The sequence below is a fragment of the Streptomyces albicerus genome, assembly GCF_008905045.1.
Taxonomy (GTDB): Bacteria; Actinomycetota; Actinomycetes; order Streptomycetales; family Streptomycetaceae; genus Streptomyces; species Streptomyces albicerus.
Map to the genome: position 1 here is coordinate 98,332 of NZ_VWMY01000011.1, position 25,862 is coordinate 124,193.

At 68.9% G+C, this 25,862-nt stretch carries 24 protein-coding genes; 15 read left to right on the forward strand and 9 right to left on the reverse strand.

Going from position 1 to position 25,862, the window contains the following annotated elements; all coding sequences use genetic code 11:
• Nucleotides 1-56 precede the first annotated feature (56 nt).
• On the reverse strand, nucleotides 57-767 hold the full coding sequence (locus GAS53_RS11540; protein WP_151477408.1) for a 2-phosphosulfolactate phosphatase: 711 nt from the start codon (nucleotides 765-767) through the stop codon (nucleotides 57-59).
• Nucleotides 768-945: 178 nt separating this feature from the next.
• On the opposite strand from GAS53_RS11540, the gene GAS53_RS11545 reads away from it, so the two are divergent.
• Nucleotides 946-1,599 (forward strand): M15 family metallopeptidase, encoded by a 654-nt coding sequence (locus GAS53_RS11545; protein WP_151477409.1) that lies wholly within the window; start codon nucleotides 946-948, stop codon nucleotides 1,597-1,599.
• Nucleotides 1,600-1,687: 88 nt separating this feature from the next.
• Here the strand turns inward: GAS53_RS11545 and GAS53_RS11550 are convergent, their stop codons facing one another.
• Complete coding sequence (locus GAS53_RS11550) at nucleotides 1,688-3,223, reverse strand: MFS transporter (protein ID WP_151477410.1); 1,536 nt, start codon at nucleotides 3,221-3,223, stop codon at nucleotides 1,688-1,690.
• 22 nt (nucleotides 3,224-3,245) lie between these two features.
• Nucleotides 3,246-4,187: an alpha/beta fold hydrolase gene (locus GAS53_RS11555; protein ID WP_151477411.1), complete on the reverse strand. Its 942-nt coding sequence runs from the start codon at nucleotides 4,185-4,187 to the stop codon at nucleotides 3,246-3,248.
• Nucleotides 4,188-4,581: 394 nt separating this feature from the next.
• Between GAS53_RS11555 and GAS53_RS11560 the strand changes: the two genes are divergently transcribed.
• The 8 genes from GAS53_RS11560 to GAS53_RS11600 are packed head-to-tail and all read left to right on the forward strand — an operon-like array spanning nucleotide 4,582 to nucleotide 12,984.
• Nucleotides 4,582-4,941, forward strand: coding sequence for an NADH-quinone oxidoreductase subunit A (locus GAS53_RS11560; protein ID WP_151477412.1), 360 nt, complete (start codon nucleotides 4,582-4,584; stop codon nucleotides 4,939-4,941).
• Nucleotides 4,932-6,386, forward strand: coding sequence for a DUF4779 domain-containing protein (locus GAS53_RS55085; protein ID WP_192583071.1), 1,455 nt, complete (start codon nucleotides 4,932-4,934; stop codon nucleotides 6,384-6,386). Before GAS53_RS11560 ends, GAS53_RS55085 begins: the two co-directional genes overlap by 10 nt.
• The gene (locus GAS53_RS11575; RefSeq protein WP_151477415.1) at nucleotides 6,379-7,281 is read left to right on the forward strand and encodes an NADH-quinone oxidoreductase subunit H; all 903 of its coding nucleotides are present in this window, start codon (nucleotides 6,379-6,381) and stop codon (nucleotides 7,279-7,281) included. The genes GAS53_RS55085 and GAS53_RS11575 overlap by 8 nt, the downstream gene beginning before the upstream one ends.
• A 37-nt stretch (nucleotides 7,282-7,318) precedes the next feature.
• Entirely contained in the window at nucleotides 7,319-7,879 is a 561-nt protein-coding gene (locus GAS53_RS11580; protein ID WP_151477416.1) for an NADH-quinone oxidoreductase subunit J, read from the forward strand.
• Nucleotides 7,876-8,181: an NADH-quinone oxidoreductase subunit NuoK gene (locus GAS53_RS11585; RefSeq protein ID WP_151477417.1), complete on the forward strand. Its 306-nt coding sequence runs from the start codon at nucleotides 7,876-7,878 to the stop codon at nucleotides 8,179-8,181. Before GAS53_RS11580 ends, GAS53_RS11585 begins: the two co-directional genes overlap by 4 nt.
• Nucleotides 8,178-10,052 carry an NADH-quinone oxidoreductase subunit 5 family protein gene (locus GAS53_RS11590; RefSeq protein ID WP_151477418.1) on the forward strand — a complete coding sequence of 625 codons (1,875 nt, stop codon included), beginning with the start codon at nucleotides 8,178-8,180 and terminating at the stop codon, nucleotides 10,050-10,052. The genes GAS53_RS11585 and GAS53_RS11590 overlap by 4 nt, the downstream gene beginning before the upstream one ends.
• A gap of 5 nt (nucleotides 10,053-10,057) precedes the next feature.
• Entirely contained in the window at nucleotides 10,058-11,563 is a 1,506-nt protein-coding gene (locus GAS53_RS11595; protein ID WP_192583080.1) for a complex I subunit 4 family protein, read from the forward strand.
• Nucleotides 11,560-12,984: an NADH-quinone oxidoreductase subunit N gene (locus tag GAS53_RS11600; RefSeq protein WP_151477420.1), complete on the forward strand. Its 1,425-nt coding sequence runs from the start codon at nucleotides 11,560-11,562 to the stop codon at nucleotides 12,982-12,984. Before GAS53_RS11595 ends, GAS53_RS11600 begins: the two co-directional genes overlap by 4 nt.
• Nucleotides 12,985-13,023: 39 nt before the next feature.
• On the opposite strand, the gene GAS53_RS11605 is transcribed toward GAS53_RS11600, so the two are convergent.
• Nucleotides 13,024-13,341, reverse strand: coding sequence for a hypothetical protein (locus GAS53_RS11605; RefSeq protein ID WP_151477421.1), 318 nt, complete (start codon nucleotides 13,339-13,341; stop codon nucleotides 13,024-13,026).
• Nucleotides 13,342-13,701: 360 nt separating this feature from the next.
• Between GAS53_RS11605 and GAS53_RS11610 the strand changes: the two genes are divergently transcribed.
• The 5 genes from GAS53_RS11610 to GAS53_RS11630 all read left to right on the forward strand — a co-directional run bounded on the left by GAS53_RS11610 (nucleotide 13,702) and on the right by GAS53_RS11630 (nucleotide 19,803).
• Nucleotides 13,702-15,147 carry an MFS transporter gene (locus GAS53_RS11610; protein ID WP_151477422.1) on the forward strand — a complete coding sequence of 482 codons (1,446 nt, stop codon included), beginning with the start codon at nucleotides 13,702-13,704 and terminating at the stop codon, nucleotides 15,145-15,147.
• A gap of 333 nt (nucleotides 15,148-15,480) precedes the next feature.
• Entirely contained in the window at nucleotides 15,481-15,849 is a 369-nt protein-coding gene (locus tag GAS53_RS11615; RefSeq protein WP_151477423.1) for a hypothetical protein, read from the forward strand.
• A gap of 778 nt (nucleotides 15,850-16,627) precedes the next feature.
• On the forward strand, nucleotides 16,628-17,773 hold the full coding sequence (locus tag GAS53_RS11620) for a PLP-dependent cysteine synthase family protein (RefSeq protein WP_151477424.1): 1,146 nt from the start codon (nucleotides 16,628-16,630) through the stop codon (nucleotides 17,771-17,773).
• Nucleotides 17,773-19,071 carry an MDR family MFS transporter gene (locus GAS53_RS11625; RefSeq protein ID WP_151477425.1) on the forward strand — a complete coding sequence of 433 codons (1,299 nt, stop codon included), beginning with the start codon at nucleotides 17,773-17,775 and terminating at the stop codon, nucleotides 19,069-19,071. The genes GAS53_RS11620 and GAS53_RS11625 overlap by 1 nt, the downstream gene beginning before the upstream one ends.
• A 243-nt stretch (nucleotides 19,072-19,314) precedes the next feature.
• On the forward strand, nucleotides 19,315-19,803 hold the full coding sequence (locus GAS53_RS11630) for a DUF6069 family protein (RefSeq protein ID WP_151477426.1): 489 nt from the start codon (nucleotides 19,315-19,317) through the stop codon (nucleotides 19,801-19,803).
• Nucleotides 19,804-20,001: 198 nt separating this feature from the next.
• On the opposite strand, the gene GAS53_RS11635 is transcribed toward GAS53_RS11630, so the two are convergent.
• A complete protein-coding gene (locus GAS53_RS11635) occupies nucleotides 20,002-21,441 on the reverse strand; it encodes an MFS transporter (protein WP_151477427.1) in 1,440 nt (479 codons plus the stop codon).
• The gene (locus tag GAS53_RS11640; protein ID WP_151477428.1) at nucleotides 21,438-21,626 is read right to left on the reverse strand and encodes a hypothetical protein; all 189 of its coding nucleotides are present in this window, start codon (nucleotides 21,624-21,626) and stop codon (nucleotides 21,438-21,440) included. The genes GAS53_RS11635 and GAS53_RS11640 overlap by 4 nt, the downstream gene beginning before the upstream one ends.
• Nucleotides 21,627-21,823: 197 nt before the next feature.
• On the opposite strand from GAS53_RS11640, the gene GAS53_RS11645 reads away from it, so the two are divergent.
• Complete coding sequence (locus GAS53_RS11645) at nucleotides 21,824-22,471, forward strand: TetR/AcrR family transcriptional regulator (RefSeq protein WP_151477429.1); 648 nt, start codon at nucleotides 21,824-21,826, stop codon at nucleotides 22,469-22,471.
• Between the two features lie 97 nt (nucleotides 22,472-22,568).
• On the opposite strand, the gene GAS53_RS11650 is transcribed toward GAS53_RS11645, so the two are convergent.
• From GAS53_RS11650 to GAS53_RS11660, 3 genes are all read right to left on the reverse strand, one after another.
• Entirely contained in the window at nucleotides 22,569-23,021 is a 453-nt protein-coding gene (locus GAS53_RS11650) for a hypothetical protein (protein ID WP_151477493.1), read from the reverse strand.
• 422 nt (nucleotides 23,022-23,443) lie between these two features.
• Nucleotides 23,444-24,469: a terpene synthase family protein gene (locus GAS53_RS11655; RefSeq protein ID WP_225858863.1), complete on the reverse strand. Its 1,026-nt coding sequence runs from the start codon at nucleotides 24,467-24,469 to the stop codon at nucleotides 23,444-23,446.
• 14 nt (nucleotides 24,470-24,483) lie between these two features.
• Complete coding sequence (locus tag GAS53_RS11660) at nucleotides 24,484-25,848, reverse strand: cytochrome P450 (RefSeq protein ID WP_192583072.1); 1,365 nt, start codon at nucleotides 25,846-25,848, stop codon at nucleotides 24,484-24,486.
• Between the last annotated feature and the right edge of the window lie 14 nt (nucleotides 25,849-25,862).

A 25,862-nucleotide genomic window follows, 5' to 3' on the forward strand; every position in this document is an offset into this window, starting at 1 on the left:
GCCTGCCCATAAGTACGCAGTGCGCCACAGCTTGTGTTCAACGGATCCGCAATCGCTTACTCCAATGTGGTTGAAGCCTCGTCGGTCAGCGAAAGCACGGCACGCGGACGGAGGACCATGAGCGAACCTTCCAAGCTCGCCACCATGGCAAAGGGGAACCGGTCGACCTCAAGACAGAGCGCGACGTCATCAGAATGGACTCCTTGACGCACACCATCCGCCAACTCGGCGGCGGCGCGCGACTCGGCAGCGCGGTGGACGAACTCGGCAGCGTCCGTCCGAGCCTCCGTGGCCCTCCGAGCGATGTATTGAGCACACGCCAGATCTTCATCGGCCTGCCCATCGTCGCCGGTGACCACGAACGTGACACTGTCGCTCTTGCGCGTCCGCAAGAGCCGAGCCGTTGCCTCCGCCACCACGAAGCCGGCGCACAGCACCAGCGACGCATCCTTGACCGCGAGGGCGCCGACCGTCCCTGCCGTGGTCTTCTGCACAACGGTCCGTCCGCCAAGGTCAACAGACCGCAGCAGGCCCGGCGAGTTGACCATGTCGAACCCGGGCGCGGGCGGACCGTCTTTGAGCGCCGCCCAATCCGGGTGGCGAGCCTTGAGCGCCAGGGCTTCGTCCAGCGACTCAGCAAGAACGATCTTCTCCGCCCCCTGGGCAAAGGCCCAGGCAGCCACGGTGAAAGCACGCATGACGTCGACTACGACCGCCACGGACGGGGCTTCGACCAGCTCAGTGATGCCAAGGAAACGAGCGTCCATTCCGATCATGATCGCGCATGCCCGACCCGAACCACCCTGAGAGTGGTCCACACCACATCGACGGCACAGCCTCTGCGGACACAAGCCGGCCCCACGCCGTGTCCATGCTGGGGGTGTTGCTGATTGGGAATCCGATGCGCACTGTGCAGTGAGTGGGACGGTCGGCAATGATCAGTGCATGAACGAGATCGTGCTGATGTCAGATCCAAAGATCGCGGCGATCCGGGTGTCCGACTGCGGCGAACCACTCGTTGACGTCCGGCTCGAGGAATCCCTCGTCGTCGACTCTCGCAAGGTCGATGACTCAGGAGCGTTCGCGTATCTGCGAGAAGGGGTTCTGACCCGTCTCCTCAAGGCTCAGCAGCTGCTCCCGGATGGCATCCGTCTGCTGTTCATCGAGGGGTACCGGCCGCCCGCGCTGCAGCGCTACTACTTCGAGAGCTACGCCGGTGAACTGCAAGCCGGCAATCCGGGCTGGTCGCCGACGCAGGTTCGCGAGGCCGCGAGCAGGTACGTATCGCCACCGGAGATCGCGCCTCACAGCGCCGGCGCCGCGGTGGATCTCACTCTCGTCTCGGTCGACGGGCGGGAACTCGACATGGGCACTCGGGTGAATGCCAGCCCGGAAGAGAGTGACGGCGCTTGCTACACGAACGCCGGTAACGTCGGCTCTGAAGCGCGGGCCAACCGCCGGGTGCTCGGTGACGCACTGAGCACTGTGGGCCTGGTGAACTACCCCACCGAGTGGTGGCACTGGTCCTACGGCGACCGCTACTGGGCCCTTGCCGTCGAAGCCGGCAGCGCGATGTACGGGCCGCGGGAACTCAGTTGAGCTGCGAGTGACGTCCATGCCTTCGTGGCGGTCGAGGAATTCCACCGCGGAGACGCCGACGGGGGCGGCCGTGGCACGCTGCCTGCGTTCATGGATTGCTCCCGTGATGGTGCGAAAACCGCGGCACAAGGGGCGGTTCCATCAACCAGCCATGGGCTCGCCAATGCGCCCGGTGAGGGATCGCGGTGGTTTCTCGCAGCGTCGCGAAGGCCAGCACGGCCGCGATGCCCAGCATGGCCGCGCACAGCGGCATCGCCCGGCTGAACGACGTGTCGAAGGCTGTGCCTGAGCGGTACGCGTCCGGCCCCATGCCGACAAGCAGTGGCAGCGCCGCCACGGCGACCAGCCCGGAGGCCCGGGCCGCCGCGTTGTTTATGCCGCTTGCGAGCCCGGCATTCTTGCTGTCCACGGACGACAGGAGCGTCACGGTCAGCGGAGCGACCATGACGACCATCCCCGCGCCTATGACCAGCAGGGCCGGGAAAATGTCCAGAAGATACGACGCGCCGGTACCGACGCGCAGCATCATCAGCATGCCCACCCCGCACATGAACGGGCCCACGGTGAGCGGGATGCGTGGCCCGAGGCGCTGGGCGAGTTCACCCGAGTGGGACGAGAAGATCAGCATGAGCACGGTGCTCGGCAGCATGGCAGCGCCGGCTTCGAGTGCCGAATACCCGACCACTATCTGCAGTTGAAGAGCGGTCAGGAAGAAGAATCCGCCCAGGCCCGCATAGACGCAGAGGGTGATGAGGTTGATCGAGGTGAACTGGCGGGAGGCGAAGATGGACAGCGGCATCATCGGATCGGGGCGGCGCCGTTCGACGAGAACGAACGCCACGCCTGCCACCACGCTGCCGACCGCCGTGACGGCGACCATGAGGCTTCCGTTGCGGGCCTCGGTCAGCGCGTACGTCGCCAGAGCGAGCGCGAGCGCCCCGAGGACAGCCCCCGGGACGTCGAAGCCGTGCTGTCGGCGTGCGTTGCCCGTCGCCGCCACGGCACCCTGAGGGGCAGTGCCGACGGATTCCGGTACGTGGCGCAGTGCGATGGGGACGCACGCCAGAGCCAGCGGAACGTTCAGCAGGAAGGTCCAGCGCCAGCCGGGGCCGTCCACCAGCCAGCCTCCCAGGAAGGGGCCGAGTGCCGCGCCGATGCCGCCGAAGCCCGACCACAGGCCGACCGCGCGGGGCCGGTCGTCCGGATGGAACGACGCCTCGATGAGCGCCAGCGAGCCCGGCGTCAGGAGGGCCCCGCCGACGCCCTGCAGGGCGCGCGCGGCGATCAGCGTGCCGGTGTTGGGGGCCAGACCGCACAGAAGCGAGGCTGCGGCGAACCACACGACCCCCACGAGGAAGATCCGGCGCCGTCCGAACCGGTCACCCAGGGATCCTCCCAGGAGGATCAGGCCCGCCAGGGTCAGCATGTAGGCGTTCACAGTCCACTGAAGGACTGCCAGGTCGGCGGAGAAGTCCTCGCCTATGCGGGGCAGCGCGACGTTGGTGACCGTCGAACCCAGGAGCACCACGCTCGAGCCCAGGACTGTGGTCAGCAGGATCCACCTGCCGCGGGCGGTCGCGATGCGTGCAGTGGGTTGTTCGGAAGAGGTAGAAGAGGTATCCATGTTGAATCCCCGACGTCACCAGTCAGATTCGGTTGCGGGCGGCGTGTTCCTGGCTCAGGAGCCTGACGTCACGGACCGCGGCCGCGAACGCTTCGGGGCGTTCCTGCGGCAGGTTGTGACCGGCGTCCTTCACCAACCGGTGCAGTCGGGGGCCGGTGAAATGGTGTGCCGAGGACGTACCGTCCGTCGCCGGGAAGTTCCCGTCGGCCAGACCGTCCAGGGTGACGGCAGGCACGGTGATCACGGGCTGCTGGGCGAGGAGGGTTTCGATTTTCTCGTACTCGCTGAAACCGGGGGCGAAACCGAGCCGGTGGCGGTAGGAGTGGATGACGATTTCGACGTAGTCGGGATTCTGAAAGGCCTCGGCGGCTCGGTCCAGGACCTCGTCGCCGAAATGCCACTTGGGGGAGTTGCGCGTCCAGATGACGCGGGCAATTTCCTTGGCGTTGGCGGCGAGACCGGCCCGCCCGCGCTCGGTGAGGAAGTAGTAGAAGTACCAGAACCCGGCCTCCAGAGGAGGCGCGATGGGGTTCATCGCCGCAGCGATGTCCTGGATGAGGTAGCTGTTGACCGAGACCAGGCCGAGACAGCGCTCGGGCCATACGGCAGCGGCGATGCAGGCGGCCCGGCCACCCCAGTCATATCCGGCCAGGTAGGCGCTCTCGATGCCCAGGGCGTCCATGAGGGCGATGACATCGGCGCCCAGAGAGGCCTGTTGGCCCGCGCGGGGGGTCGCATCGGAGAGGAACCTCGTGGGACCGTGCCCCCGGAGATAGGGGACGATCACCCGGAAACCTACTTCGGCCAGCAGCGGAGCCACGTCCACGTAACTGTGGATGTCGTAAGGGAACCCGTGCAGGAGCAGCACGGTGTCGCCGTCCCGCGGCCCTGTTTCGTAGTAGGCGACGTCCAGAGCATCGGTTCGGACGTGCTGCAGTGGGGCGAGCGCGCGGCGGTCCATCATGTGTTCCTCCGAGATCGGGTGCGTATACGGGATCGCTGCGGGCCGGCAACGGTGTGCGAGAGCCGGGCCAGGTGACAACGCGGCCTCTCCCCGAAGTTGTGCTGTGTGACAGGTAAGACCGGGCAGTCGCCCTTGATGTGACAGGCGGATCATGCGGTCTGCGGGCCGTCGCCCGCGCGATGTACCGGTGCCTCAGACCGCCCAGAAGCCGGTCATCGCCTCGGACAAGGGCAGAGTCAAGGGCCAGTGGCCCTCGGTCGAATCGCGTGCGATCTCTGCCGCAGGTGCGGCGCGCCATCAGGACTGTGGCGTTTCACCTGTGGTGAGGGCGGTTTGCCTGGCAAGCTGCGCCACGTTGCTCTGCCGAGCGACCACCGCATGGGAAGGGGATCGTATGGACACCTCCGACTGGCAGCCGGTCCTTCTCCTGCTGGTGCTGATCTCGGCGGGACTCGTCCTGCTGTACGTGATCGGAGCGGCCCTCAGTGTCGAGCGTGAACCGCTGTGCGACGTACCGCCGTTCAGTGGCGGTCTCGGGCCGGAGGAGCATCCGTTCTCCCGGTTCCACGTGCGCTGGTACCCGGTGACGATGGTCTTCCTCGCCTTCGACATGGAGATGCTCTTCATGTATCCGTGGACGAAAGTGGTGGGCGAGGTCGGCACCAGCGCCGTCGTGGAGATGTTCCTCTTCCTCGGGATCCTTCTCGCGGGGGTGGGCTACGCCTGGCGGGAAGGCGCGTTCCGATGGAGCTGAGAGCAAGACTCCTGCGGACGGCGACCTCCCGTCCCGGCGTGCTGCTGGCGGTGTGTCCCGGGGCGGCCCGGGCACGGCTGGCCATGGAGCGAGAACTGCGGAGCAGAGGCTGGCCGCAGGTCGGCAGCCCGGCGTCCGCCAACCTGCTCGTCATCGTGGGTGATCCGGATCCCGCCGACGCCGAGTGGATCGACGGGCTGTGGCTCGGGATCCCTGCTCCGAAGGCCCGCGTCCGCGTTCGCGAGGCGGAAGACGTGCCCTCAGCTCTCGACGAGGGGCGGGCGTCCCTACTCGTACGCGGAAAACGCCCCGAAGGGGACGCCGGGCATGTCGACGAGACGCACGGGGAGGGCGACAACCACGGTACGACTCCCGAACACGCCGAAAACAACGACACACATGGAGGACATGGCAACCACGGTGACGACAGTGACAGTAGCCACCATCAGCACGGCGAGCACGATGGCCACGATACGCACGACAGCCATTCCGGCCCCGACACGCACTCCGAGCACGATGGACACGGAGGTCACGACGGACACGGCGAACACGACGGACACGGCGGACACGGCGGACACGGCGGACACGGCGGACACGGCGGACACGGCGGACACGGCGGACACGGCGGACACGACATGCATGCCATGTCGGTCGCCGGGCTGCCCATGGCGGACCGCGCCGACGACCGGGACGGGCTGAGGCTCGACCGGCTCCATGTGCCGTTGGGGCCCGCCCTGCCCGACTGGCCGGCAGGCCTGGTGCTGAGGTTGGCGTTGCAGGGTGACGTGGTGCAGCGGGCCGCGGTCGAGCAGGTCCCGGTGCTCCCGTCGGCGCGGCGGCCCTTCTGGAACGAGCCCTGGCTGCGCGCCTCGACAGGTGAGGCGGTCGCCCGCGGGCTTGCGGCGCGGCGGCTGTGTGCGGCTCATCTCGACAGCCTCTGGCGGTATCTGGCGGTGGTCGGCTGGGGCGGTGCGGCGGCCCGCGCGCGGGCGGCGCGTGACCAGGCCCTCGCCGGCGAGTCCTCCGGTGAAGTCCTGGCTGCGGTACGGCCGTTGATCCGGCGCGTCCAGCGGTCTCGCACGCTGCGCTGGCTCACCGCGGGACTCGGCGTACTGCCCAGCGACCGCGCGGCCTCCGCCGGGGTGAGCGGCCCGGCGCTCGTCGCGGGCGGCGACGCGTACGACCGTGTCGGCGTATGGCTGGACGAAGTGGGCCGCGCGGCGGCTGCGTTCGATGACGACGGATGGCTTGACGCGGCGACTGAGTTGAGTGGCCCCCGTGGCAGGGTGGACGGTGGCGTGCCCCCGTCCCGGGCACTGCTCGACGTACTGCCTGGCCTCCTGGAAGGCGCCGAGTTCGCCTGCGCCCGGATCATCGTCGCGAGCCTCGACCCCGATCTCGACGAACTCGTCCCGGCTCTCCGGCCCGAGGTGGTCCATGGCTGAGACCACTCCGCTGTGGGCTGTCGCCGTACTGCCCTTCGTTCTCGTACTGGTGGCTCTGGGGACCGCGCACTTCGACGCCCTGCTCGCGGCCGACCCGGCGGCGAACCCGGGCCGTGAGGTGCTGCGGCTTCTGGTGCAGCAGCGTCGCCGTACCAACGCGGCCGACGAGCTGCTGACCCGGCTCGGCGTGGTACTGCTGCCGGTCGCGGCCGTGCTCGCCGCCGTCGTACTCCCGCTCGGGTTCCGCTCGGTGAGTGATCTGGCGGACGGGATCGTGTGGTTCAACGCGATGGAGGCGCTCGCGTGGGCGGCGGTGTGGCTCGCCGGGTGGGGGCCGAACTCGACGCTCTCCCTGATCGGCGGCTATCGCTTTCTGGCCCAGGGACTCGCGTACGAGCTGCCGCACATGCTGGCCATCACCACCGCAGCGCTCGGGGCGGAGTCGCTTCGGGTCGGCGACGTGGTCGATGCCCAGTCGGGTCTGTGGTTCGCGGTCTGGATGCCCGCCGCCTTCGTGATCTATCTGCTGAGTGCCATGGGCATGGCCTTCTGGGGGCCCTTCGACCAGCCCGTCGGTCGCGATGTGGCAGGCGGCGCGGCAGCCGAACTCTCGGGTGTCGACCGGATCGTCTTCCTCGGCGGCCGGTGGCTGCTGTTCGTGGTGGCCGCGGCCGTCAGCGTTCCGCTGTTCCTGGGCGGCGGCCATGGCCCGCTGCTGCCCGGCTGGGCGTGGACGCTGCTCAAGACCGCGGCAGTGCTGGCGCTCCTGGTTTGGGTACGACGACGGGTTCCCGGCGTACGGATGGAGCGGTACGTGGAGTTGGCGTGGGTGGTGCTCACTCCGCTCGCCATCCTGCAGGCCCTCGTGGTGGCGCTGGTGGTGCTGAACCGATGACGCAAGGAACGGAACGAGCGGAAGGAGCTGTTCGCCCATGAACGATGTGCTCTTCTGGACACTGGCCGTCCTCGCTGTCGCCTCCGGAGTGATGGTCTTCCGGTTCGACTCGATGGCCCGGGCGACCTTCTCGCTGCTCACCTCACTGCTGTGCGTGGCCGGTGAGGTGCTCCTGCTGGGCATGGACTATCTGGGGATCGTCATCGTGCTGATGATGACGATCGAGATGGCCATCATGGCCGTATTCATGATCATGTACATGATGAATCCGGCGGGCCTGATGCCGATGACCATGATCCACAACAAGAGGGGCGCGGCCGTCATCTGCGTCGGCGTCTTCGTACTGCTGGCCGTCGGCATCTTCCTGGCGCCCTGGCCCGGCCGCCGAGGCAAGCCACCGGCCGACGTGACGATGGACCTCGGGATGTCTCTGATGGGTCCGCAGATGCTCACCATGATGACGCTGGGCATGGCCTTGTTCGCGACGATCGTCTCCAGCGTGGTCCTGGCCACGCGGCGGGGCCGCTACGACCGCCTGGGCGACGACCTGCGGGCCGAACGCTCCGACGACCCGGTACGAGGCGGTGTCGGCCGGTGAGTCTGGAACTGTTCATGCTGCTCGGCGCCGCCCTGCTGTGCGTCGGGCTGTTCGGGGCGCTCACCCAGCAGTCGATCGTGATGCTGATGATGGGCCTTGAGCTGATGCTGGGCGGGGTGATCGTCGGCGCGGCGGCGGCCTGGCACTACATCGCGCCGGCCGCGCCCGACGGGCAGGTGCTGGTGGTCCTGGCGGTGACCGCGATGGCTTTGGAGATGGCGATCGGCTTCGCGGTGGTCACCGCGTTGTTCCGCTCTCGCGAGGTCGACATGACCGACATGGCGGCGGAGTTGAAGGAGTGAGCGCCGTGCTGTGGGCACTGGTCGCCCTGCCGGTGGTCTTCGGCACCGCGCTTCTCGTGGCCGGGCGCAGGGCCGATCGCGCCGCCCCGGTCGTCGCGGTGGGCGTCATGCTCGCAGCCCTGGGGCTGGCCGTGGCGACCGCGTTCCGGCACACCTCGGTGACGGCGCCGCTTCTCGAACAGCTGCCGGTCCGGCTGGCCGTCGACGGTCTGTCCGGGCTCCTCGTCGTCACCGTCACGGCGGTCACCGTGGCCGTACTGCTGTTCAGTGCGGCGGAGTTCGGCCGCGAGGAGGCCCGATCCCGTTTCTTCGGGCTGATACTGCTGTTCGCGGGCAGCATGCTGGTCACCGTCACCTCCGTAACCCTTCCCGTGCTGCTCATGAGCTGGGAGGTCATGGGCGCCACCTCCTGGGCCCTGATCGGCTACTGGTGGCGCGACCCGGAGCGGGTCGACGCCGCCAACACCGCCTTCCTCACCACCCGTACCGCCGATCTCGGCCTCTATCTGGCGGCCGGAGCCGCACTCGCGAGCAGCCAGTCCGCAAGCCTCTCCCTGGAGGATCTGCCCGGGGCCGACGAGCCCTGGCTGTCGCTCATCACCGCGGGCGTCATCGCCGCGGCCTTCGGCAAGTCGGCCCAACTCCCCTTCAGTTTCTGGCTGTCGCGCGCCATGCAGGGCCCGAGCCCCGTCTCCGCGCTGCTGCACTCCGCGACGATGGTCGTGGCGGGCGCGTACCTGCTGCTGCGCACCGGGCCGTTGCTGGAGGCCTCCGGCTGGGGCGATGAGGTGGTGGCGTGGACCGGAGCCGTCACCGCCGTCGCCCTCGGGCTGGTGGCCGTGGCCCAGACCGACCTCAAACAGCTACTCGCCGCCTCCACCTGCGCCCAGATCGGATTCATGGTGCTGGCCGCCGGCGTCGACGGCACCACGGGCGGCACCCTGCAACTGATCGCCCACGCCGCTGCCAAGAGCCTGCTGTTCCTCGTCGCGGGGGTGTGGCTGACGGCCCTCGGCACGAAAGCGTTGCCGGCGCTGCATGGGGCGGCCCGTCGCTACCGTACGGTCGGCATTGTCTTCACCGCCGGCGCCTGCTCCCTGGCCGGGCTTGCGCCGCTGTCCTTGTGGGCGGCCAAGGACGTACTGCTGTCCGCCGCGCGCGAGCACACGCCGTGGCTGTACGCGGTGGGCCTGGCCGCCGCCGTCCTGTCCGCGGTGTACAGCGCCAAGGCGCTGTGGTTCGTCTGGCGCCCGCAACCGGCGGCCGAGGAGCAGCAGTTGGACACCGAGCAGCGCGGCACCCGGCACGTCCCCCGGATGTCCGTGCCGCCGCTGGTCCTGCTGGCCGTCGCCTGCGTGGTCCTCTCACCGCTCGCGCTGCCACCACTGGCCGACGCTGTCGAGCGCGTGCTCGGAGGTGACTCCCAACCCACCCCGTACGCGTGGGAGTTGGGCCTTTCGGCTGCCCTCGCCCTGATCGCGGCGGCCGCCGCCTGGGCCTGGGGCGGGCGCGTACTGCCGCTGCCCGCTCGGGCGAAGGGCTGGTTCCGGGACTGGCTCTCCCTGGAGCGCGCGGCGCAGGCGCTCGTCGTACGGCCCGTGTTCTGGGCTGCCCGCAGCGCCGCCGCCTTCGACGAGCGCGTACTCGATCGCGGTGTTGAGGGTGCGGCGCGCTCCGCCGTCGGCTTCGCCCGCTGGTCCGACCGGACCGTGGAGCGGGCGGTCGACGGCACGGTGACCACGGTGGCCGCCGCCACCCGGGCCCTCGGCCAACTGGCCCGCAGGCCGCAGACCGGTCAGCTGCACCAGTACCTCGCCCAGGCCGTCGCGGCCTTCACCGTCCTCGCCGTCGTGCTCGTCCTCGTGAGGTGACCCTCTTGCTTACGGCCCTCGTCTTCACGCCCACCGCCGTCGCACTGCTGCTGCTCGTGCTGCCGCGGCGTACTCCGGAGTCGGTGTTCCGGATCGTCTGGGTGGTGTCCACGGCCGTGCTGCTCGCCTTCGTCGTCGGCTTGTGGGCGGGTTACGACCACGGCGGCGGCATGCAGTACGAGGTCCGTGCCCGGTGGATCCCCAGCGCCGGGGTCGGCTACCACGTCGGCGTCGACGGACTGTCGCTGCCGCTGCTCGCCATGACCTGCGTGCTCTTCCTGGCATGCGCCGTCCATTCGCTGCGCCAGACCCGCCGGGTACGCGAGTTCGCCGCGCTGTTCCTGTTCCTGCAGACGACCTGCCTCGGGCTGTTCGTCTCCCTCGACCTGATCCTCTTCTTCGTCTTCTTCGATCTGTCCATCGTGGGGATGTACTTCGTCATCGCGGGCTGGGGACACCAGCAGGCCGCCCGGGCCGCCCTGATGTTCTTCCTCTACACCTTCATCGGCTCCCTGGCCCTGCTGCTCGGCTTCATCGGCCTCTATCTCGCCGCCGATCCGCACACCTTCGACATGGTCGAGCTGACCCGGCAGAACCCGCTCGCCGGGCGGTCCGTCTACGCGGCCCTCGTACTGTTGGCCATCGGCATCGGACTGGCCGTGAAGACACCGACCGTGCCCTTCCACACCTGGCTCCCACCCGCGCACACCGAGGCGCCCGCCGCCGGCTCCGCGATCCTCGCCGGTGTGCTGCTGAAGATGGGCACGTACGGCTTCCTGCGCATCGCCATGCCGATGCTCCCGGACGCGTGGCGCGACTACGCACTGGTCATCGTGATCGTCGGTGTGGTGTCGGTGCTGTACGGCGCGCTGGTGGCGCTGGCCCAGACGGACTTCAAGCGGATGATCGCGTACACCTCGGTCAATCACATGGGGTACATCATCCTCGCGGTCGGTGCGGCCGCCGCGACGGCCGACACCTCCGAGCAGGCGCGCTCCCTCGCCGTCACCGGGGCCGTGACCCAGATGGTCAGCCACGGACTGCTCACCGGGGCGCTGTTCCTGCTCGCCGGTGTGCTGTACGAGCGCGGTCGTACGTACGACATGGGCGCGTACTCCGGGATCGCCGCTGCGGCACCGGCGTTCACCGGCATGACCGCCGTGGCCGCTTTCGCCTCCCTGGGCCTGCCGGGCTTTTCCGGGTTCATCGCCGAGTTCCAGATCTTCACCGGCAGCCTCGGCCCGCGTCCGGTGGCCACGTCCCTGTCCCTGCTGGGCATCCTGCTGACCGCGGGGTTGTTTCTGCGCGCCCTGCAGAAGATGTTCCTCGGTCCGCTGCGGCTGCCCGACGCACCCGGTAGCCCACGCGCCTTCCCCGACGTCCGGGCCCATGAGAGCGTCGCCGTCGTACCGCTGCTGATGCTCGCCGTGGTGGTGGGCGTCGCGCCGCGCTTCCTCCTCGACGTCATCGAGCCCGCTTCCCGTGCCGTTGTGGAGCTGCTCGCGCGATGACCGAGATGAACGAGAACCCTCTCGACATCCTGCCGGAGATCCTGCTGGCGGCCGGCGCCGTCCTCGGGCTGCTGCTCGGCGCCTGGCTGCCGCGCTCGCGTCAGTGGATCGTCGGACTGCTGGCCGCGCTGGCCTCCACTGCCGGGATCGTCGCGGCCGCCGTGGCGGCAACCGAGCCGGCCACCGCCGCCTTCGACGGAGCGTTCGCCGTCGACCCGGTCACCGGCACCTCGCGGATCGTCATCCTCGCCGGAGGCCTGCTCGTGCTCGCGCTCAGCATCGGCCCCATGCGCGCCGACCCGCGCGAGAGCGAGTTCTACGTCCTGCTCCAACTCACCGTCCTAGGCGCCCTGGTGCTCGCCGGAGCGCAGGACCTCCTGCTGCTGGCCGCCGGCTATCTGCTCGCGAGCATCCCGGCGTACACGCTCGCCGGTTTCCGCAAGGACGGCCCCGGCACCGAAGCGGCGCTGAAGTACTACGTGATCGGTGCCCTGCTCGGCGTCCTCATGCTCACCGGCATCACCGTCCTGTACGCCACGGGGCGCGGCACCGGCTATCCGATGCTGAGCACGGAGCTGCGCGAGGCGCCGGAGGCGCTGCTCGCAGCCGGAACGCTGGGGCTGCTCGCCGGCCTGCTCTTCAAGGCGGGCGCGGTGCCTGCCCACTTCTGGGTACCGGACGCCGTGCAGGGCAGCACACCACCGGTCGCCGCGCTCCTCACCACCCTCCCGAAGATCGGCGCGCTGGCCGCCCTCTTCCGCCTCGGAGCGGTGCCCCTGGCCGACAGCCCACTCCCCTGGGCCGCCCTGATCGCCGTACTCGCCGCGGCCTCCATGACCCTCGGCAATCTCGCCGCCTTCTTCCAGAGCGACGTCAAACGACTGCTCGCGTACTCCACCATCAGCCAGGTCGGCTACCTGCTGATGCCCGTGGCGGTCGCCGTCCGCTCCGACGAAGCCCAGCAGGCGCTGCTGTACTACCTCGCCGCATACGCCGTCACCAACCTCGGCGCCTTCGCCGTGGTCTGCGCCCTCCCCCGGGCCGTGAACCTGGACGACTACCGCGGACTCGCCCGCCAGCGGCCCCTGTTGGCCCTGAGCCTCGTCATCTGTCTGCTGGGCCTCGTCGGCACCCCGCCGACCGCGGTCTTCCTCGGCAAGCTGGAGATCTTCACCGCCGCCGTCGACGGCGGCTACGCCTGGCTCGCCGTCCTGGCCGCGGTCAACACCGTCGCCTCGCTCTTCTACTACCTGCGCTGGATCGTCCCGGCCGTCTCCCGGGGCGAGGGAACAGTGCTCCGCGACGGCGACGGCGACGGCACGGCACGCGTCGTGGCGTACGCGGCCGCCACCGCATCACTTGGACTGGGACTGGCCGGGGGGCCGGTACTCGCGATGCTGTCCGGCACGCTCACCCGGTGACGCCACCAGCAACCGCGCGGAGCGCCAGGTGGAGGGAAGTCAGTAGCCTCCCGCCGCCCGCCACACCGGCCCCAGATATTCGGAGAGTTCGGATTCCTCTCGCCGCGCCAGTCCCACCAGGTCGACATCGCGGAGATCCCCCTCCCCGGAAGTCATGATCTCTTGTACTTCGTCGGCCATCGGCAGCTGCTCCGGTGAGAGCGACACCTCCCTCGTATCCTCCACTTCCTCCGCCATACGGCGGAAGTGGAGGATCAGCGCGGCCAACGCGACATCTCTGACTTCGAGTTGCATGGCATCCCGAAGTCTGGCGACCTCCCCAGCCGTGACCATGAGGTCACGCGCATCGGCCGTCATGTACCTCATTGCGCTCCCAGCGTGGTCGACCGGCTTACATCTGAAGGTGCGCCTGCGTGTCGGCGTCGTGCAGCTTGTCCCTGGAGTCGACCTGGGGCGAAACCCGTCACCGTCGATGTTGTTCACGCGACTATGACCGGTTCTCGACAGTCGCAGGTGATCATTAAGTGAACGGAGAGGGTCAGTCGTCTCAGAGCCGGCCGTGTGCGGCCTCAATGGCCGGGATTGCCATGAGGGCATGGATACCCCCAGCGGGTACCAAAATCATTGACGCAACCCCCTTCCATACCCCCATGGGGTTTGTTACCTTCGGCCCTCGAACATACCCCCCTGGGGTATATCGAGAGAAGGGACACCCTCATGTCAACCGTCAACCCGCGTCGGTGGTGGGCGCTTTTCGTGCTCGCCACCGCGCAGTTCATGGTCATCATGGACACCTCGATCATCGGCGTGGCGCTCCCCGAGATGCAGCGCGACCTCGGCTTCTCCCCGGGCGATCTGCAGTGGGTCTTCAACGCGTACGTCATCGCCTTCGGCGGACTGCTGCTGCTCGGCGGCAGACTGTCGGATCTCCTGGGCGCCCGGCGGATCTTCGTGACCGGCTGGACCGTACTGATCGCGGGCTCTGTCGTCGCCGCGGCCGCCACCACCGCGTGGGTCGAGGTCCTGGGCCGAGCCGTCCAGGGAGTGGGCGGCGCACTCATCGCGCCCGCCTCGATGACCCTGCTCATGATGCTCTTCAGCCACGACCCGAAGGAACTCGGCAAGGCCCTCGCGCTGTACGGCGCCGCGGCCCCGGCAGGCGGCACCGCGGGCGTCTTCCTCGGCGGCGTCTTCACCGAATGGGCCAGCTGGCCCTGGGTGTTCATCATCTACATCCCGATCGGCATCGCCACCCTCCTGGCCACCGGACTGCTGCCGGCGGTCGCGAGACGGCACGGCTCTGTCGACGTCCTCGGCGCCGTCTCCGTCACGGCAGGCCTCGCGCTCGCGGTGTTCGCGGTGGTGCGTGCTCCCGAGATCGGCTGGGGTGCCACCCAGACCATCCTCGAACTCCTCGCCGCCGCCGTGCTGTTGGCCCTCTTCCTGGTAGTCCAGCGCTCGGCCGCGGCGCCGCTGATGCCGCTGGGCGTGTGGCGGACGCCGGGCCTCGGCCCGTCGAACCTGGCGATGACCCTGCTCGGGGCCGCCTGGATCCCGATGTGGTACTTCCTCAACCTCTACCTGCAGCAGGTGCTCGGATACGGTGCCTTCGCCAGCGGCGCCGCGCTCCTGCCGATGACCGGGCTCCTGATGGTCTTCATGACGATGGTCACCGCCCGGCTGCTGGGCCGCTTCGGCCCCAAGCCGCTGATCGCGGGCGGGCTGTTCGTCCTCGCGGCGGGTCTGCTGTGGCTGGCGGCCGTCGAGCCGTCGGGCACCTTCGTGGTGGACGTCCTGCCCGCCTCGCTGGTCGCCGCGATCGGCATGTCACTGGCGTACATCCCGGCGATGATGGCCGCGATGTCCGGCGTTCCGCAGGAGCAGGCGGGCCTGGCCTCCGGCATCGTCAACACCACCTATCAGGTGGGCTCCGCCCTCGGCCTGGCCGCACTCACCGCGCTCGCCACCTCCCAGGGCGCGGGCCGGCTCGGCGACCTGCCCGGCCTCACCGACGGATTCAGCGCCGCGTTCTTCGCGGCGGCGGGCATCGCGGCCGCCGGCGGTCTGCTGACCGCACTGCTGATGCGCGGTAGCGGGTCCGCAAGCACCGAGGGAGTACAAGAGCCGACTGCCCGGCCGCAGGAGGAATCCGTGAGCAGCTAGGAGGCCGATGGAACGCTGTGATTTCCTGCACAGGAGACGACATGGGCGGGCACCGTATGGTCCGGTCGAGGGATGAATCCTTCGCGGACCATACGGGGCCCGTTCGCCTGTGACCGGGCCACTCGCATTTCAGGAGCAGCCCAGCGCCCGCCCCTTCGCTACGAGCAACTCGCTTAATCCACGCACCAGTTGTTAACACGCCGTTCCGGAACCGGGTCATCCATGAGGCACGGGACGCGTTAGGATCACGGCGTGGTTACGCCTTGGTCTCCCTCCGGTGCGCCGCGGACCCGCCCATGGGCCGGTCTGCTGCATCTGTTTGGGCTGGCCACCATGCTGTTCGGCCTTGTATACGCCCACAGTGTGAGCCCGGAGGGCATCGCGGGCCATGTCTCCCCCACCGCTGCGACAGCCGCCCATGGCGGCGGTCAGATCGGCACCACCACCGAGGTTGCGGAGCAGGTGTTCCTGGAGACACCGTCGGGCTCCCACGGCGGCGGCCATGACACCTCCCACCCAGCACAGGAGTGTGTCCCCGGTCCGCCGCAGCACGGTGTCTCGCTCGACGCACCCTGCGCCTCCCCCCTGGGCAGGGAGTACTCGGCCTCCGAAGCGACGCTCGGACAGCCCGCCCCGACCGGATCGAAGCCGGCCGGGTACGGGCTCGCGGAGTCCAGAACGTCAGCCGTGATGCAGGTCTAGATTTCGGCGCGCCCCTTCACTGACCAACACGTTCCGATACACGCGGACCAATGGTGTCCGCTGTGTGCGGCGTTGGTCATGTCTTGGCGCCCCGCCTCCCGTACGGCCGTCTCGCAGGCCGTGAACGGGTCGGACGAGGGCGCTCGCTCACCGCTCGCCGACGCCTCGCCGCTCCCCTCTGCCCGACTGTGCCGGGGAGCCGGCTCCGCACGGAGGACCTGTGCCGATCCATCCCCTCGTACGTCCCGTCCGACCGGGCTCGCCGTCACCCTGGCGGTTACTGGCCTGGGTGTTGGGCGCACTCCTGTTGACGGGAGTCCTCCACTGCCCCACCTCGCCTCATGGCGCGGACCACGGTCACTCGCCGTCGCTGACAACGGCCGGTGCCGCGTCACCTGAGGCCGAGACACCCGACCGGGACGCGCCCGCGCATTCGCATTCCGGCACTCTGTGCACGGCCCTCGGCCTGGTCCCCCAAGCCCATGGCGCGGTGAACCCATCAGCGCGTATGGCGGTACTCCTGCCTCTCGCCGGAGTCGCGACGGCCACGGCGGCAGAACTCCTGTTGCCGACTCCGCGCCGGTTTCGCAGACGGACAGCCACACCCGGCCGCTCCACGCTCACCATCGTCTGTCGGTGGCGCATCTAGACCTCTCGGCCGCAGCCGTACGAACCGGCTGCCGCGTGCCGCTCACAAGGGCCGGGACACCTCCTGCCCTGGTCGGGCCGCACGCGAGATGAGCGAACCCTGACGCACATCTTCGAACGAGAGCGGACCATGCATTCCCCCACAACTGATCTGAACTCTCCTGCCCGTTCCGCCCTGTCCGGGCTGGTCGGCAACACCCCTCTGCTGCACGTCTCCGAACCCCTCGCCTCGGCGGGGCGCGGCTTCTGGGCGAAGCTCGAGGGCTTCAACCCCGGCGGCATCAAGGACCGCCCGGGCCTGCACATGGTGGAGCGTGCACGCGCCCGCGGCGATCTGCGCCCGGGAGCCAGGATCATCGAGTCGACCAGCGGCACCCTCGGCCTTGGCCTCGCCCTGGCCGGCATGGTCTACGGCCATCCCGTCACCCTGGTCACCGACCCGGGCCTGGAGATGTCCATGACCCGGCTGCTCACCGCGTACGGAGCCCAGGTCAACCTCGTCTCCGAGCCGCACCCGGCCGGCGGCTGGCAGCAGGCCCGCCGCGACAGGGTCGGGCAGTTGATGGAGCAGCACCCCGGCTCGTGGTGCCCGGACCAGTACAACAACCCCGACAACACCACCGCGTACACCCCGCTCGCGCTCGAACTGGCCACGGAACTCGGCCACATCGACGTGCTGGTGTGCAGCGTGGGCACCGGCGGACACTCCGCCGGCGTCTCGCGGGTCCTCCAACAGCTGTATCCCGACCTGAAGCTGGTCGGCGTCGACACCATCGGGTCGACGATCTTCGGGCAGCCCGCGCGGCCCCGGCTGATGCGGGGCCTCGGCTCCAGCATCTATCCGCGCAACGTCGCCTACGTCAACTTCGGCGAGGTGCACTGGGTCGCCCCGGCGGAGGCCGTGTGGACGTGCCGTCAGCTCGCGGCGTCCCACTACGCAACCGGTGGCTGGAGCGTCGGCGCGGTCGCGATGGTCTCCGGCTGGCTGGCGCGCACGCTGCCCGCGGACACCCGGATCGCGGCGATCTTCCCCGACGGCCCGCAGCGCTACCTGGGCACGGTTTACGACGACGACTACTGCGCCGCCCACGGCCTGCTCGACGCCCCGCCCGCACCCGAACCGGAGGTGATCGGCCGCCTGGACGAGAAGGAGGTCACCCGCTGGACCAGGTGCACCACCGTGGTCGATCCGCTCGCCCGGAACGGCCGGGCGCAGGACACCGACGTGGTGGACCTTGCCGCCGCCTCCGAGGCCGACTCCGAGGAGACGGCCTGATGAAGAGCACCATCGCGCAGGTTCGTACCTACGAGCGCAGCGTCCAGCTGCTGATGGTGAATCAGTTCACCATCAACCTCGGCTTCTACATGCTGATGCCCTATCTGGCCACGCATCTGGCCGGACCCCTGGGCCTGGCCGGCTGGCTGGTCGGGCTGATCCTCGGCGTACGCAACTTCAGCCAGCAGGGCATGTTCCTGGTCGGCGGCACACTGGCCGACCGGCTCGGCTACAAGCCGTTGATCATCGCCGGGCTGGTGCTGCGCATCGTCGGCTTCGCGACCCTCGGGCTGGTCGACTCCGTACCCGCCCTGCTCGCCGCCTCGGCGGCGACCGGACTGGCCGGGGCGCTGTTCAACCCGGCCGTACGGGCCTACTTGGCCGCGGACGCGGGTGAGCGACGAGTCGAGGCGTTCGCCCTGTTCAACGTCTTCTACCAGGCCGGGATCCTGCTCGGCCCACTGGTGGGCATGCTGCTGACCGGCGTGAGCTTCCGCGTCACGTGCCTCGTCGCGGCCGGGATCTTCGCTCTGCTGAGCATCGTCCAGATCCGGGCCCTGCCCGCCCGCCGGGGCGACGACGCGAAAGGCGAGCAGGACCAGGAGGGCGTACTGTCCCAGTGGCGCGGCATCCTCGCCAACCGGCCGTTCCTGCTGTTCTCCGTGGCCATGATCGGCTCGTACGTGATGTCCTTTCAGGTCTACCTGGCACTGCCGCTGGAAGTACGGCGGCTGGGCGGGGACGGGACCTTCGGCACAGCAGCGGTGGCACTGCTCTTCGCCGTCTCCGGACTGAGCACGATCTTCGGGCAGACCAAGGTGACCGCATGGTGCAAGGCCCGTATGGAACCGGGCCGCGCGCTGGTGTGGGGTCTGCTGATCATGGGTGTGGCGTTCGCGCCGCTGTTGGCAGCGACCGCAATTCCCGTACCGGACGGCGGAGTCGGGCTGTGGCTGCTCGCGGCCGTGCCTCCGGCGCTCTCCGCGCTGCTGCTCGCTCTGGGCACGATGATCGCGTACCCCTTCGAGATGGACACCATCGTCCGCCTCTCCGGTGACCGCCTCGTGGCCACCCACTACGGGCTCTACAACACCATCTGCGGCATCGGCATCACCCTCGGGAACCTGCTCACCGGTGTCGCGCTCGACGCTGCCCGGGACGCAGGGATGTCCGCGTTGCCGTGGATGGCGCTGCTCGTGCTCGGCCTCGTCTGCGCGGCCGCCCTCTACGGGCTGCACCGCACGGGCCGGCTCGCACCGCCGGTGCGTGACACGGAATCCGAGCTCGCGACGGCCTGACACGACCGGCCCGTAACGGCGACCCATAGCAGAGGGGCGGGCGGTGCCACGAAGCACCGCCCGCTCCTCCACATTGCCGCTCTCCTCTCAAGGAGCTCTCAAGGAGCCGAATGCGGCACCGCCAGAGGGTGGTTACGGCCGTGCCGAGTCTCCTTGTCCGATGACCGATGAGTTCTGGGGCGCCTCTCGGTCTACATCTGCGAAAGCACACCAACTCACAACGACACAGCAGGAGTCAGAGCCATGAGCGTGACCGCGCCCCAGACCCAGACCACCATCAAGTCCCAGTCCCAGGCCAAGTCCTCGCCCCGGTCCACCCGGTCTCTCGCCACTGGCCCCGTGTGGCTGGTCGGCGTTCTCGCCGTCCTCGCCGGTGCCGTCGTGACTGAGGTGTTCGGCCTCATCACCCGAGGGGCCGGCGTACCGATGAACGCGGCAAGTCCCGGCGAGACACAGGCCGCGGAGATCCCAGTGGGCGGCTTCGCCGGGGGCGTGGTGTTCTGGTCGATCGCCGGGATCATCCTGGCGGTGGCCCTGGCCCGCTGGGCCAAGCGCCCCGCCCGCACCTTCACGGTGACCACCGTCGCGCTCACCGCGCTGTCCCTCGCCGGCCCGGCCGTCGCCCCGCACACCGCCACGTCCACCCAGGTCATCCTGGCTGTGTCCCACCTGGTGGCCGCCGCTGTGATCATTCCCCCGCTGGCACGCCGGCTCTCGCACCAGCAGCGGTGACGAAGACCGGAGCCCGGCCTGTGCGGGGCACCGACTCCGCACCCGTGATCAACACCCCCTTCAGACATAGACACAGACACAGCCTGACGCCTCGGCACCAGCCGAGGCGTCAGGCTGTGCGGCGCACAGCCCCGACCACCCACCCCGCCTAGGAGTCCGGCCCGGCGACGAACCACGGCGAGGCTTCAGTCAGGACCGTCAGTGGACATGAGGGCCTCCGGTCATCTGCGGCTTGCCGCGCGGTACCAGTGCCAAAGACACCACCGCGCTCGCGGCGGCCGCCACCGCGCATACCGTGAACGCGTCCGCGAAACCGCCGACCGAACCGCGCTCGAAGCCCGACGCCGCGACGGTGGACACGACGGCGACGCCGATCGAACCGCCCACCTCGTGGAAGGTGTTGACGACACCGGAGGCCAGTCCCGCCTCCCGGTGCTCGACCATGGCGAGCGCGGTGGTGGTGGCGGTGACGAAGACTGCGCCGATGCCGACGGAGGCGACGACGAAGCCCGGCAGGAGAGCCGCGTACACGCTGCCGGTGTCCGACAGTTGCGTCAGCGGAATGGTTCCGGCGGTGGCGATCACCATGCCTCCGACGGCCGTGGGGCGGCTGCCGATCCTGCCGACGAGCCGGGAGCCGAGGTGGGCGCCGATACCGGTGGCGACGGCCACCGGAAGGAAGACCAACCCTGTCTTGAGCGGGCTGAAACCGCGGAGGTGCTGGAGGTAGACCGAACCGAGGAAGAAGAAGGCGATCAGCAGGGCGGTGGCGATCAGCATCAGGAACGCCCCTGCGAGCACCGGCTGCCGGGTGAACATGCGCAGGTCCATCAGTGGGGCCCGGCTCGCTCGTTCGACGGCCACGAACAGCCCGTACGCCAGGAGTGCGCCGGCAATCGGGAGCAGAGTGGCGGCGGCGCCCCAGCCCGCGTCGCCCGCTTCGACCAGCCCGTAGATGAGCGCGCCGGTGCCGGCGGTGACCAGGAGTGCCCCGGGGACGTCGAGCCGGGCCGGCTGCGGTGCGCGGGCCGGTACGAAGGCGGGGAGGGTGGCCAGTACGAGGAGGCCGACCGGCACGTTGACGTAGAAGACCCACTCCCAGCCCGGCCCGTCGGTCAGCGCCCCGCCGACCAGTACGCCGGCCGCCGCGCCGGTGCCGCCGATGGCCGCCCACACGCCGAGGGCCTTGTTGCGCTCCGCGCCGTGGAAGGTGGTGGTGACGATGGACAGCGCCGAAGGGGAGAGCAGCGCGGCTCCGATGCCCTGGGCGATCCGCCCGCCGAGCAGGGTCTCGGCGTTCTCGGCCAGCCCGGTGACCAGTGAGGCGACGGTGAAGAAGGCAAGTCCGGCGAGCAGGGTGCGGCGGGAGCCGAGTGCGTCGGCGAGCCGACCGCCGAGCAGCATGAGCCCGCCGAAGCACAGCGTGTACGCGGTGACCACCCAGGTCAGTGTCTCCCGGCCGAGGTCGAGATCGGCGGCCATGTCGGGCAGCGCGACGTTCACGACGGTGACGTCGAGTATCAGCATGAACTGGGCCAGGCAGATCAGCGCCAGGGCGACCCAGCGGCGTGGATCGGCGGGCGGATGGTCGTGTTGGTCTTCCGACGCGTGCGGGGCGCCGGGGGCCGGGTGGGTCATGACGACTCCTCGAAGTTCGTACGGCGATCAGTGGCAGAGTCCGTAGGGCTGGACGGAGCGAAGGCGAGCGCAACGGCGATGCCCACCGCGGTGACACCGACCGCCGCAGTCATCGCCGGACCCATACCGTCGGCGAACGCCCGGCGTGCCGCGTCCGCGAGGGCGACCACGGACGCCGTAGCCACCGGCTGCCGCCGGGCTGGGCGGCTCCGGGCCGCATTCGTGCGAGACGAGCGGTCGAAGACACGAATTTCCTCCCGTACAGGGCATGGCGGGGCTGCTGCTCCGCACGGCCTGGTCCGCACGAGCCCTTGAACTGAACTGTACGTCTCAGTTCATATGAACTCAACGGTTCAGTTCAGTTCGTTGCTAGGATTCGACCATGAGCAGCGAGACGGTCAAGCAGCCCCCGAGCGGACCCCGCGCCGAAGCCAAACGGCAGGCCATCGTCCGAGCCGCCCGTGAACTGTTCCTGTGCGAGGGATTCGGCGTCGGCATGGACGCCATCGCCGCCGAGGCGGGCGTCTCCAAGGTGACCGTCTACAACCACTTCGGCAGCAAGGAAGCACTGTTCACCGCGGTCATCACGAGCGCGCTCGACGAACCCCTCGACGGCGCCTCTCCGGCCGCACTCGAAGGCCTGGCCGACGCCGAGGACCTCCGCGCCGCACTCATCGACGCCGCCCGCGCCTGGGTCCACGCCATCCGCACCAACCACGAGGTCACCGCCCTGCGCAACCTCGTCGCCGCCGAACTACACCGCTTCCCGGAACTCGCCGAGGCCTGGAAGGGCCGCGGCCCGGAAGGCCACCACCCCGCGGTGGCGGGTGCGCTGCGCACCCTGGCCGATCAAGGACGACTGGTCATCCCCGACCAGGAGATCGCGATCATCCAGCTCTACGCACTTCTGGTCTTCCCCCACATGGTCTTCGGCGCCTACGGCACCCATATCGATGAGGACATCACCGACCGCCTCATCACCAGCGGCGTCGACATGTTCCTGGAGCACTACGGCCCGGATCAGGCGTAGCGGGCACCACGTGCGGTCTTCGGAGACAGGACGCGCAGGGAGCCGTCGGAGGGTCTGACGGATTCGGTGAAGATGGCGCCGACCAGTTGCTCTGCCGCTACGAGGCACTCGGAGTGGGGCCGATGCCGCGCAGTTGCTGGATGTTCCCGCCGAGCTTGGCTCGGAACTGCTCCAGCATCTCCGGCTCTTTCGCGCTGACGATCCAACGCGAGCCGACCAGGTACTTGCCGCCGTAGATGGCGGCGGAGTCCAGCCAGGTCTGCTTGTACTTCTCCTCGGGGAAGGTGGTGATGAGGTAGTCGACCTTCTTCGTGTGGCACAGGCCCTGGCGCAGTTCATCCGCTTCGATACGGATCTTTGGCTTGCAGCCGGTCAGGTTGGCGATCACCTCGACCTTCGCCGGTGCCACGACCCCGGCCGCCGGGGCCGCGGACATCGCGGCCTTCTTCGCCTGCTTGCTCTCCGCCGCGTCGCCGTCGTCGCCCCCACCGCAGGCCGTGGCCAGGAGAAGAAGGGCCAGGCTGCCGATCAGGGCGGCGCCGCGAACCATGCGGGCGGCGGGCAGGGTGCGGCCAATGCGTCCTAGGTGTGGCTGCTGCGGCACGTGCCTCTCCGTATCCAAGCTTGTTCCCGTCCGCGCGAGCGGCCAGGCGTACGACAAGGGGTACGAGTGAACGCGAGTGGCCGTTCACCCCGTATGTCACTGAAGACCCGTGGGGCGGAAGGGCTCCCGCCCCACGGGCCATCCGCACGCCGTCCCGGCTGCGTCGCGTCGCTCTACGTCCGACGGTTCATGGCCAGATGGGCGAGGGTCACCAGCATCCGCTCCCCGTCCGACTGAGGGGACACCGAGGCCAGTCGGTCGAGGGCGAGAGCATGCTGGCGTGCGGTCTCCGGAGCACGGGGCCGGTCATCTCGCGGGCACGGCGCAGGAGTTCCCAGGCGTCAGCGGTGTCGGGACGGTGGCCATGGTCATCGTTCGACCTCCATGAGCTGTGCTTCGAGGTATTCCTCCGGTCGATCCACGCCGTCGTCCGCGGTGGAGTGATAGCGCTTCGTACGCCTCGACCAGTCGAGGTTGCCGCGCATCCATGTGCGCATGCCGGCGGTATAGGGGACGAGGTCTGCGGTCTGGTCGGGGAAAGCGGTCAGCACCTTCGCCTCCGCCACGAGGAACAGGTCCGTCTCTGCGGCGATGACGGTGCAGACGTGGTCGCGCGCGGCCCGCTGGTCCAGCCCGCGATGGTGCCCGACGAGATGGACGAGGTTGTGCACCTCGCCCCGCGAACGCTCTTTGGCCAGCGAAAAGACGTCATTGGTCCAACAGACGACATTGCAGGCGGCATCGAGGGCGGACGTGAACTCGGGGCTGGTGTGGACGGCGTCGGGGAGCGAGATCCGTTCCGCGATCTCGATGAGGTCCATGCAGACGTAGATGGCGCCCGTGTGTCGGCGGTTGGCGATGTAGGTCTCCTCGGACGGGACAGTGCCGCTGATCCTGTTTCCTGCCTCCCAGACGGCTGCCGTTCTGAGGCATTCTTCGAGGTGCCGGACGAAGCGGCGGTGCCATTCGGGAGCCGCCTGCGGGGCGGTGCGCTCCCATAAGTCGGCCAGCGAGGCGACCGCGGTGGGGAGGACGGGGCCCGCCGCGTCACACCGGCCGTGGCCTTCCAGCACCGCCCGCATCTGGTTCACCGTCTCCCGCATCCGGTTCGGACTGCGCCCGAACCGTCCGTCGTCGAGTTGGTCATCGACGAGGAAGAGCCAGGCGAACCACTCCGCCATGAGATCCAGCTGCGGGGCGTCTGCGGTCGGGTACACCGCTGCCGCGAACCAGCCGAAGTCCGCGCGATCAAAGCGTTCTCTCGCCGCTTCCCGATGCACCAGCCCTGTGCTCCGGACCCACTCGGCCAGTTGAATGCGCGTCTTCTCCGCATGGGGATTGATCCGTTGGGGAAACGGGCTTCGGATGTCCGGCCCGTCGGTGTCGATGGCCATGCGCCGTACTCCTCTCAGCGGCGCTCCAGCCGTAACCGCACGCCGTCTTTGGGATGCAGCGTGATCAAAGCCTCCGGGTGTACCTCGGGGGCACCCGCGGGCATGACCAGCCGGTGCCCGAGCGCGATGGTGGCGATCACCAGGGTGAGTTCGGTCAGGGCGAAGTGCTTTCCGATGCAGATGCGAGGTCCGCTGCCGAACGGGACGTAGACATGTTTGGGACGTTTGGCGGACTCCTCGGGGCTGAACCGCTCGGGTTCGAAGCGTTCGGGCTCGGGCCAGAACTCCGGGTGCCGGTGCAGGAAATAGCTGTTGATCAGCATGTTGGTGCCCGCGGGGATGCGGTAGCCATCGATCTCGTCGTCCTGACAGGCGCGGCGCATGAACTGATACGCCGGGGAGTAGATGCGCAGAGTCTCGTCGACGACCATGCGCGTGTACGTCAGCCGGGGAAGGTCCTCGAACTGCGGAATCCGGCCGCCGAGCACCTGGTCGACCTCGGCGTGCATCTGCTTCTCGGCCTCGGGATGGCAGGCGAGGAGATAGAACGCCCAGGACAGGGTGTTGGTGGTGGTCTCGTAGGCGCCGACGCAGATGTTGAGGACCTCGTGGTGGAGCTGTTCGAGATCCATCGCTTTCCCGTTCTCCCCGTCCACGGAATGCAGGAGAAGGGTGAGCAGATCGCTCTCTTCGCCCACGGCGACATCGTTGGCCAGCCGCTGCCGGACGAATCCGGACACGAACTCGTCCATGTCCTCGATCGCCCGCCGCAGCCTGCGATGGCTGGGTGTCGGCACACTCAACGGCGGGAACGGACAACGGAAGAAGGCGCCGAGAATGGTGTTGGCCACGCCGAAGGCCCGCTCGAAGCCCTGGGCCGCTTCGCTCACGTCTGCGCTGAAGAGGGATCTGTTGACGATACGGAGGGCGAGCTGGCCGAACTCGTCGGTGACATCAAACGTATGGGTGTCGCCGTATGTGCGCTTCCAGCGATCCACGATCTGCACGGTCTCGTCCGTCATGTTTCGGGCAAAGGAACCGACCGCTCTCGGGGTGAAATGCGGCGCCATCATGCGGCGCTGCCGACGCCACAGTTCCATGTCCGGATTGGCGATCAAACCCTTGCGCAGGACTGGGCGTATCACTTTGAAGATCGTGGCGTTCTTGTCGTATCGCTCCCCTCTGTCCACCAACACGTGACGGATGTAGTCCGGGTGATTGACCATCACCATCGGCACCCCGAACGGACGGAAACGGAATATGTCGCCGTACCGCTCACGGCTACGCGCCAGGAAGGCCAGCGGGTCACGTTTGAAGGCCAGCGATCCACCGAGTCCGTCACCGAACCTGACGGACGGGAGGTCTTCGAGCTTCTGCATGCGATGCCTCACTG

What these genes read in the sequence shown, in the direction of transcription:
- GAS53_RS11560 (WP_151477412.1), top strand. Translation starts at nt 4,582, where the DNA reads ATGGACACCTCCGACTGGCAGCCGGTCCTTCTCCTGCTGGTGCTGATC.
- GAS53_RS11550 (WP_151477410.1), bottom strand. Translation starts at nt 3,223, where the DNA reads ATGGATACCTCTTCTACCTCTTCCGAACAACCCACTGCACGCATCGCG.
- GAS53_RS11615 (WP_151477423.1), top strand. Translation starts at nt 15,481, where the DNA reads ATGCTGTTCGGCCTTGTATACGCCCACAGTGTGAGCCCGGAGGGCATC.
- GAS53_RS11650 (WP_151477493.1), bottom strand. Translation starts at nt 23,021, where the DNA reads ATGGTTCGCGGCGCCGCCCTGATCGGCAGCCTGGCCCTTCTTCTCCTG.
- GAS53_RS11605 (WP_151477421.1), bottom strand. Translation starts at nt 13,341, where the DNA reads ATGACGGCCGATGCGCGTGACCTCATGGTCACGGCTGGGGAGGTCGCC.
- GAS53_RS11645 (WP_151477429.1), top strand. Translation starts at nt 21,824, where the DNA reads ATGAGCAGCGAGACGGTCAAGCAGCCCCCGAGCGGACCCCGCGCCGAA.
- GAS53_RS11545 (WP_151477409.1), top strand. Translation starts at nt 946, where the DNA reads ATGAACGAGATCGTGCTGATGTCAGATCCAAAGATCGCGGCGATCCGG.
- GAS53_RS11625 (WP_151477425.1), top strand. Translation starts at nt 17,773, where the DNA reads ATGAAGAGCACCATCGCGCAGGTTCGTACCTACGAGCGCAGCGTCCAG.
- GAS53_RS11620 (WP_151477424.1), top strand. Translation starts at nt 16,628, where the DNA reads ATGCATTCCCCCACAACTGATCTGAACTCTCCTGCCCGTTCCGCCCTG.
- GAS53_RS55085 (WP_192583071.1), top strand. Translation starts at nt 4,932, where the DNA reads ATGGAGCTGAGAGCAAGACTCCTGCGGACGGCGACCTCCCGTCCCGGC.
- GAS53_RS11660 (WP_192583072.1), bottom strand. Translation starts at nt 25,848, where the DNA reads ATGCAGAAGCTCGAAGACCTCCCGTCCGTCAGGTTCGGTGACGGACTC.
- GAS53_RS11630 (WP_151477426.1), top strand. Translation starts at nt 19,315, where the DNA reads ATGAGCGTGACCGCGCCCCAGACCCAGACCACCATCAAGTCCCAGTCC.
- GAS53_RS11540 (WP_151477408.1), bottom strand. Translation starts at nt 767, where the DNA reads ATGGACGCTCGTTTCCTTGGCATCACTGAGCTGGTCGAAGCCCCGTCC.
- GAS53_RS11580 (WP_151477416.1), top strand. Translation starts at nt 7,319, where the DNA reads ATGAACGATGTGCTCTTCTGGACACTGGCCGTCCTCGCTGTCGCCTCC.
- GAS53_RS11575 (WP_151477415.1), top strand. Translation starts at nt 6,379, where the DNA reads ATGGCTGAGACCACTCCGCTGTGGGCTGTCGCCGTACTGCCCTTCGTT.
- GAS53_RS11610 (WP_151477422.1), top strand. Translation starts at nt 13,702, where the DNA reads ATGTCAACCGTCAACCCGCGTCGGTGGTGGGCGCTTTTCGTGCTCGCC.
- GAS53_RS11555 (WP_151477411.1), bottom strand. Translation starts at nt 4,187, where the DNA reads ATGATGGACCGCCGCGCGCTCGCCCCACTGCAGCACGTCCGAACCGAT.
- GAS53_RS11655 (WP_225858863.1), bottom strand. Translation starts at nt 24,469, where the DNA reads ATGGCCATCGACACCGACGGGCCGGACATCCGAAGCCCGTTTCCCCAA.
- GAS53_RS11600 (WP_151477420.1), top strand. Translation starts at nt 11,560, where the DNA reads ATGACCGAGATGAACGAGAACCCTCTCGACATCCTGCCGGAGATCCTG.
- GAS53_RS11635 (WP_151477427.1), bottom strand. Translation starts at nt 21,441, where the DNA reads ATGACCCACCCGGCCCCCGGCGCCCCGCACGCGTCGGAAGACCAACAC.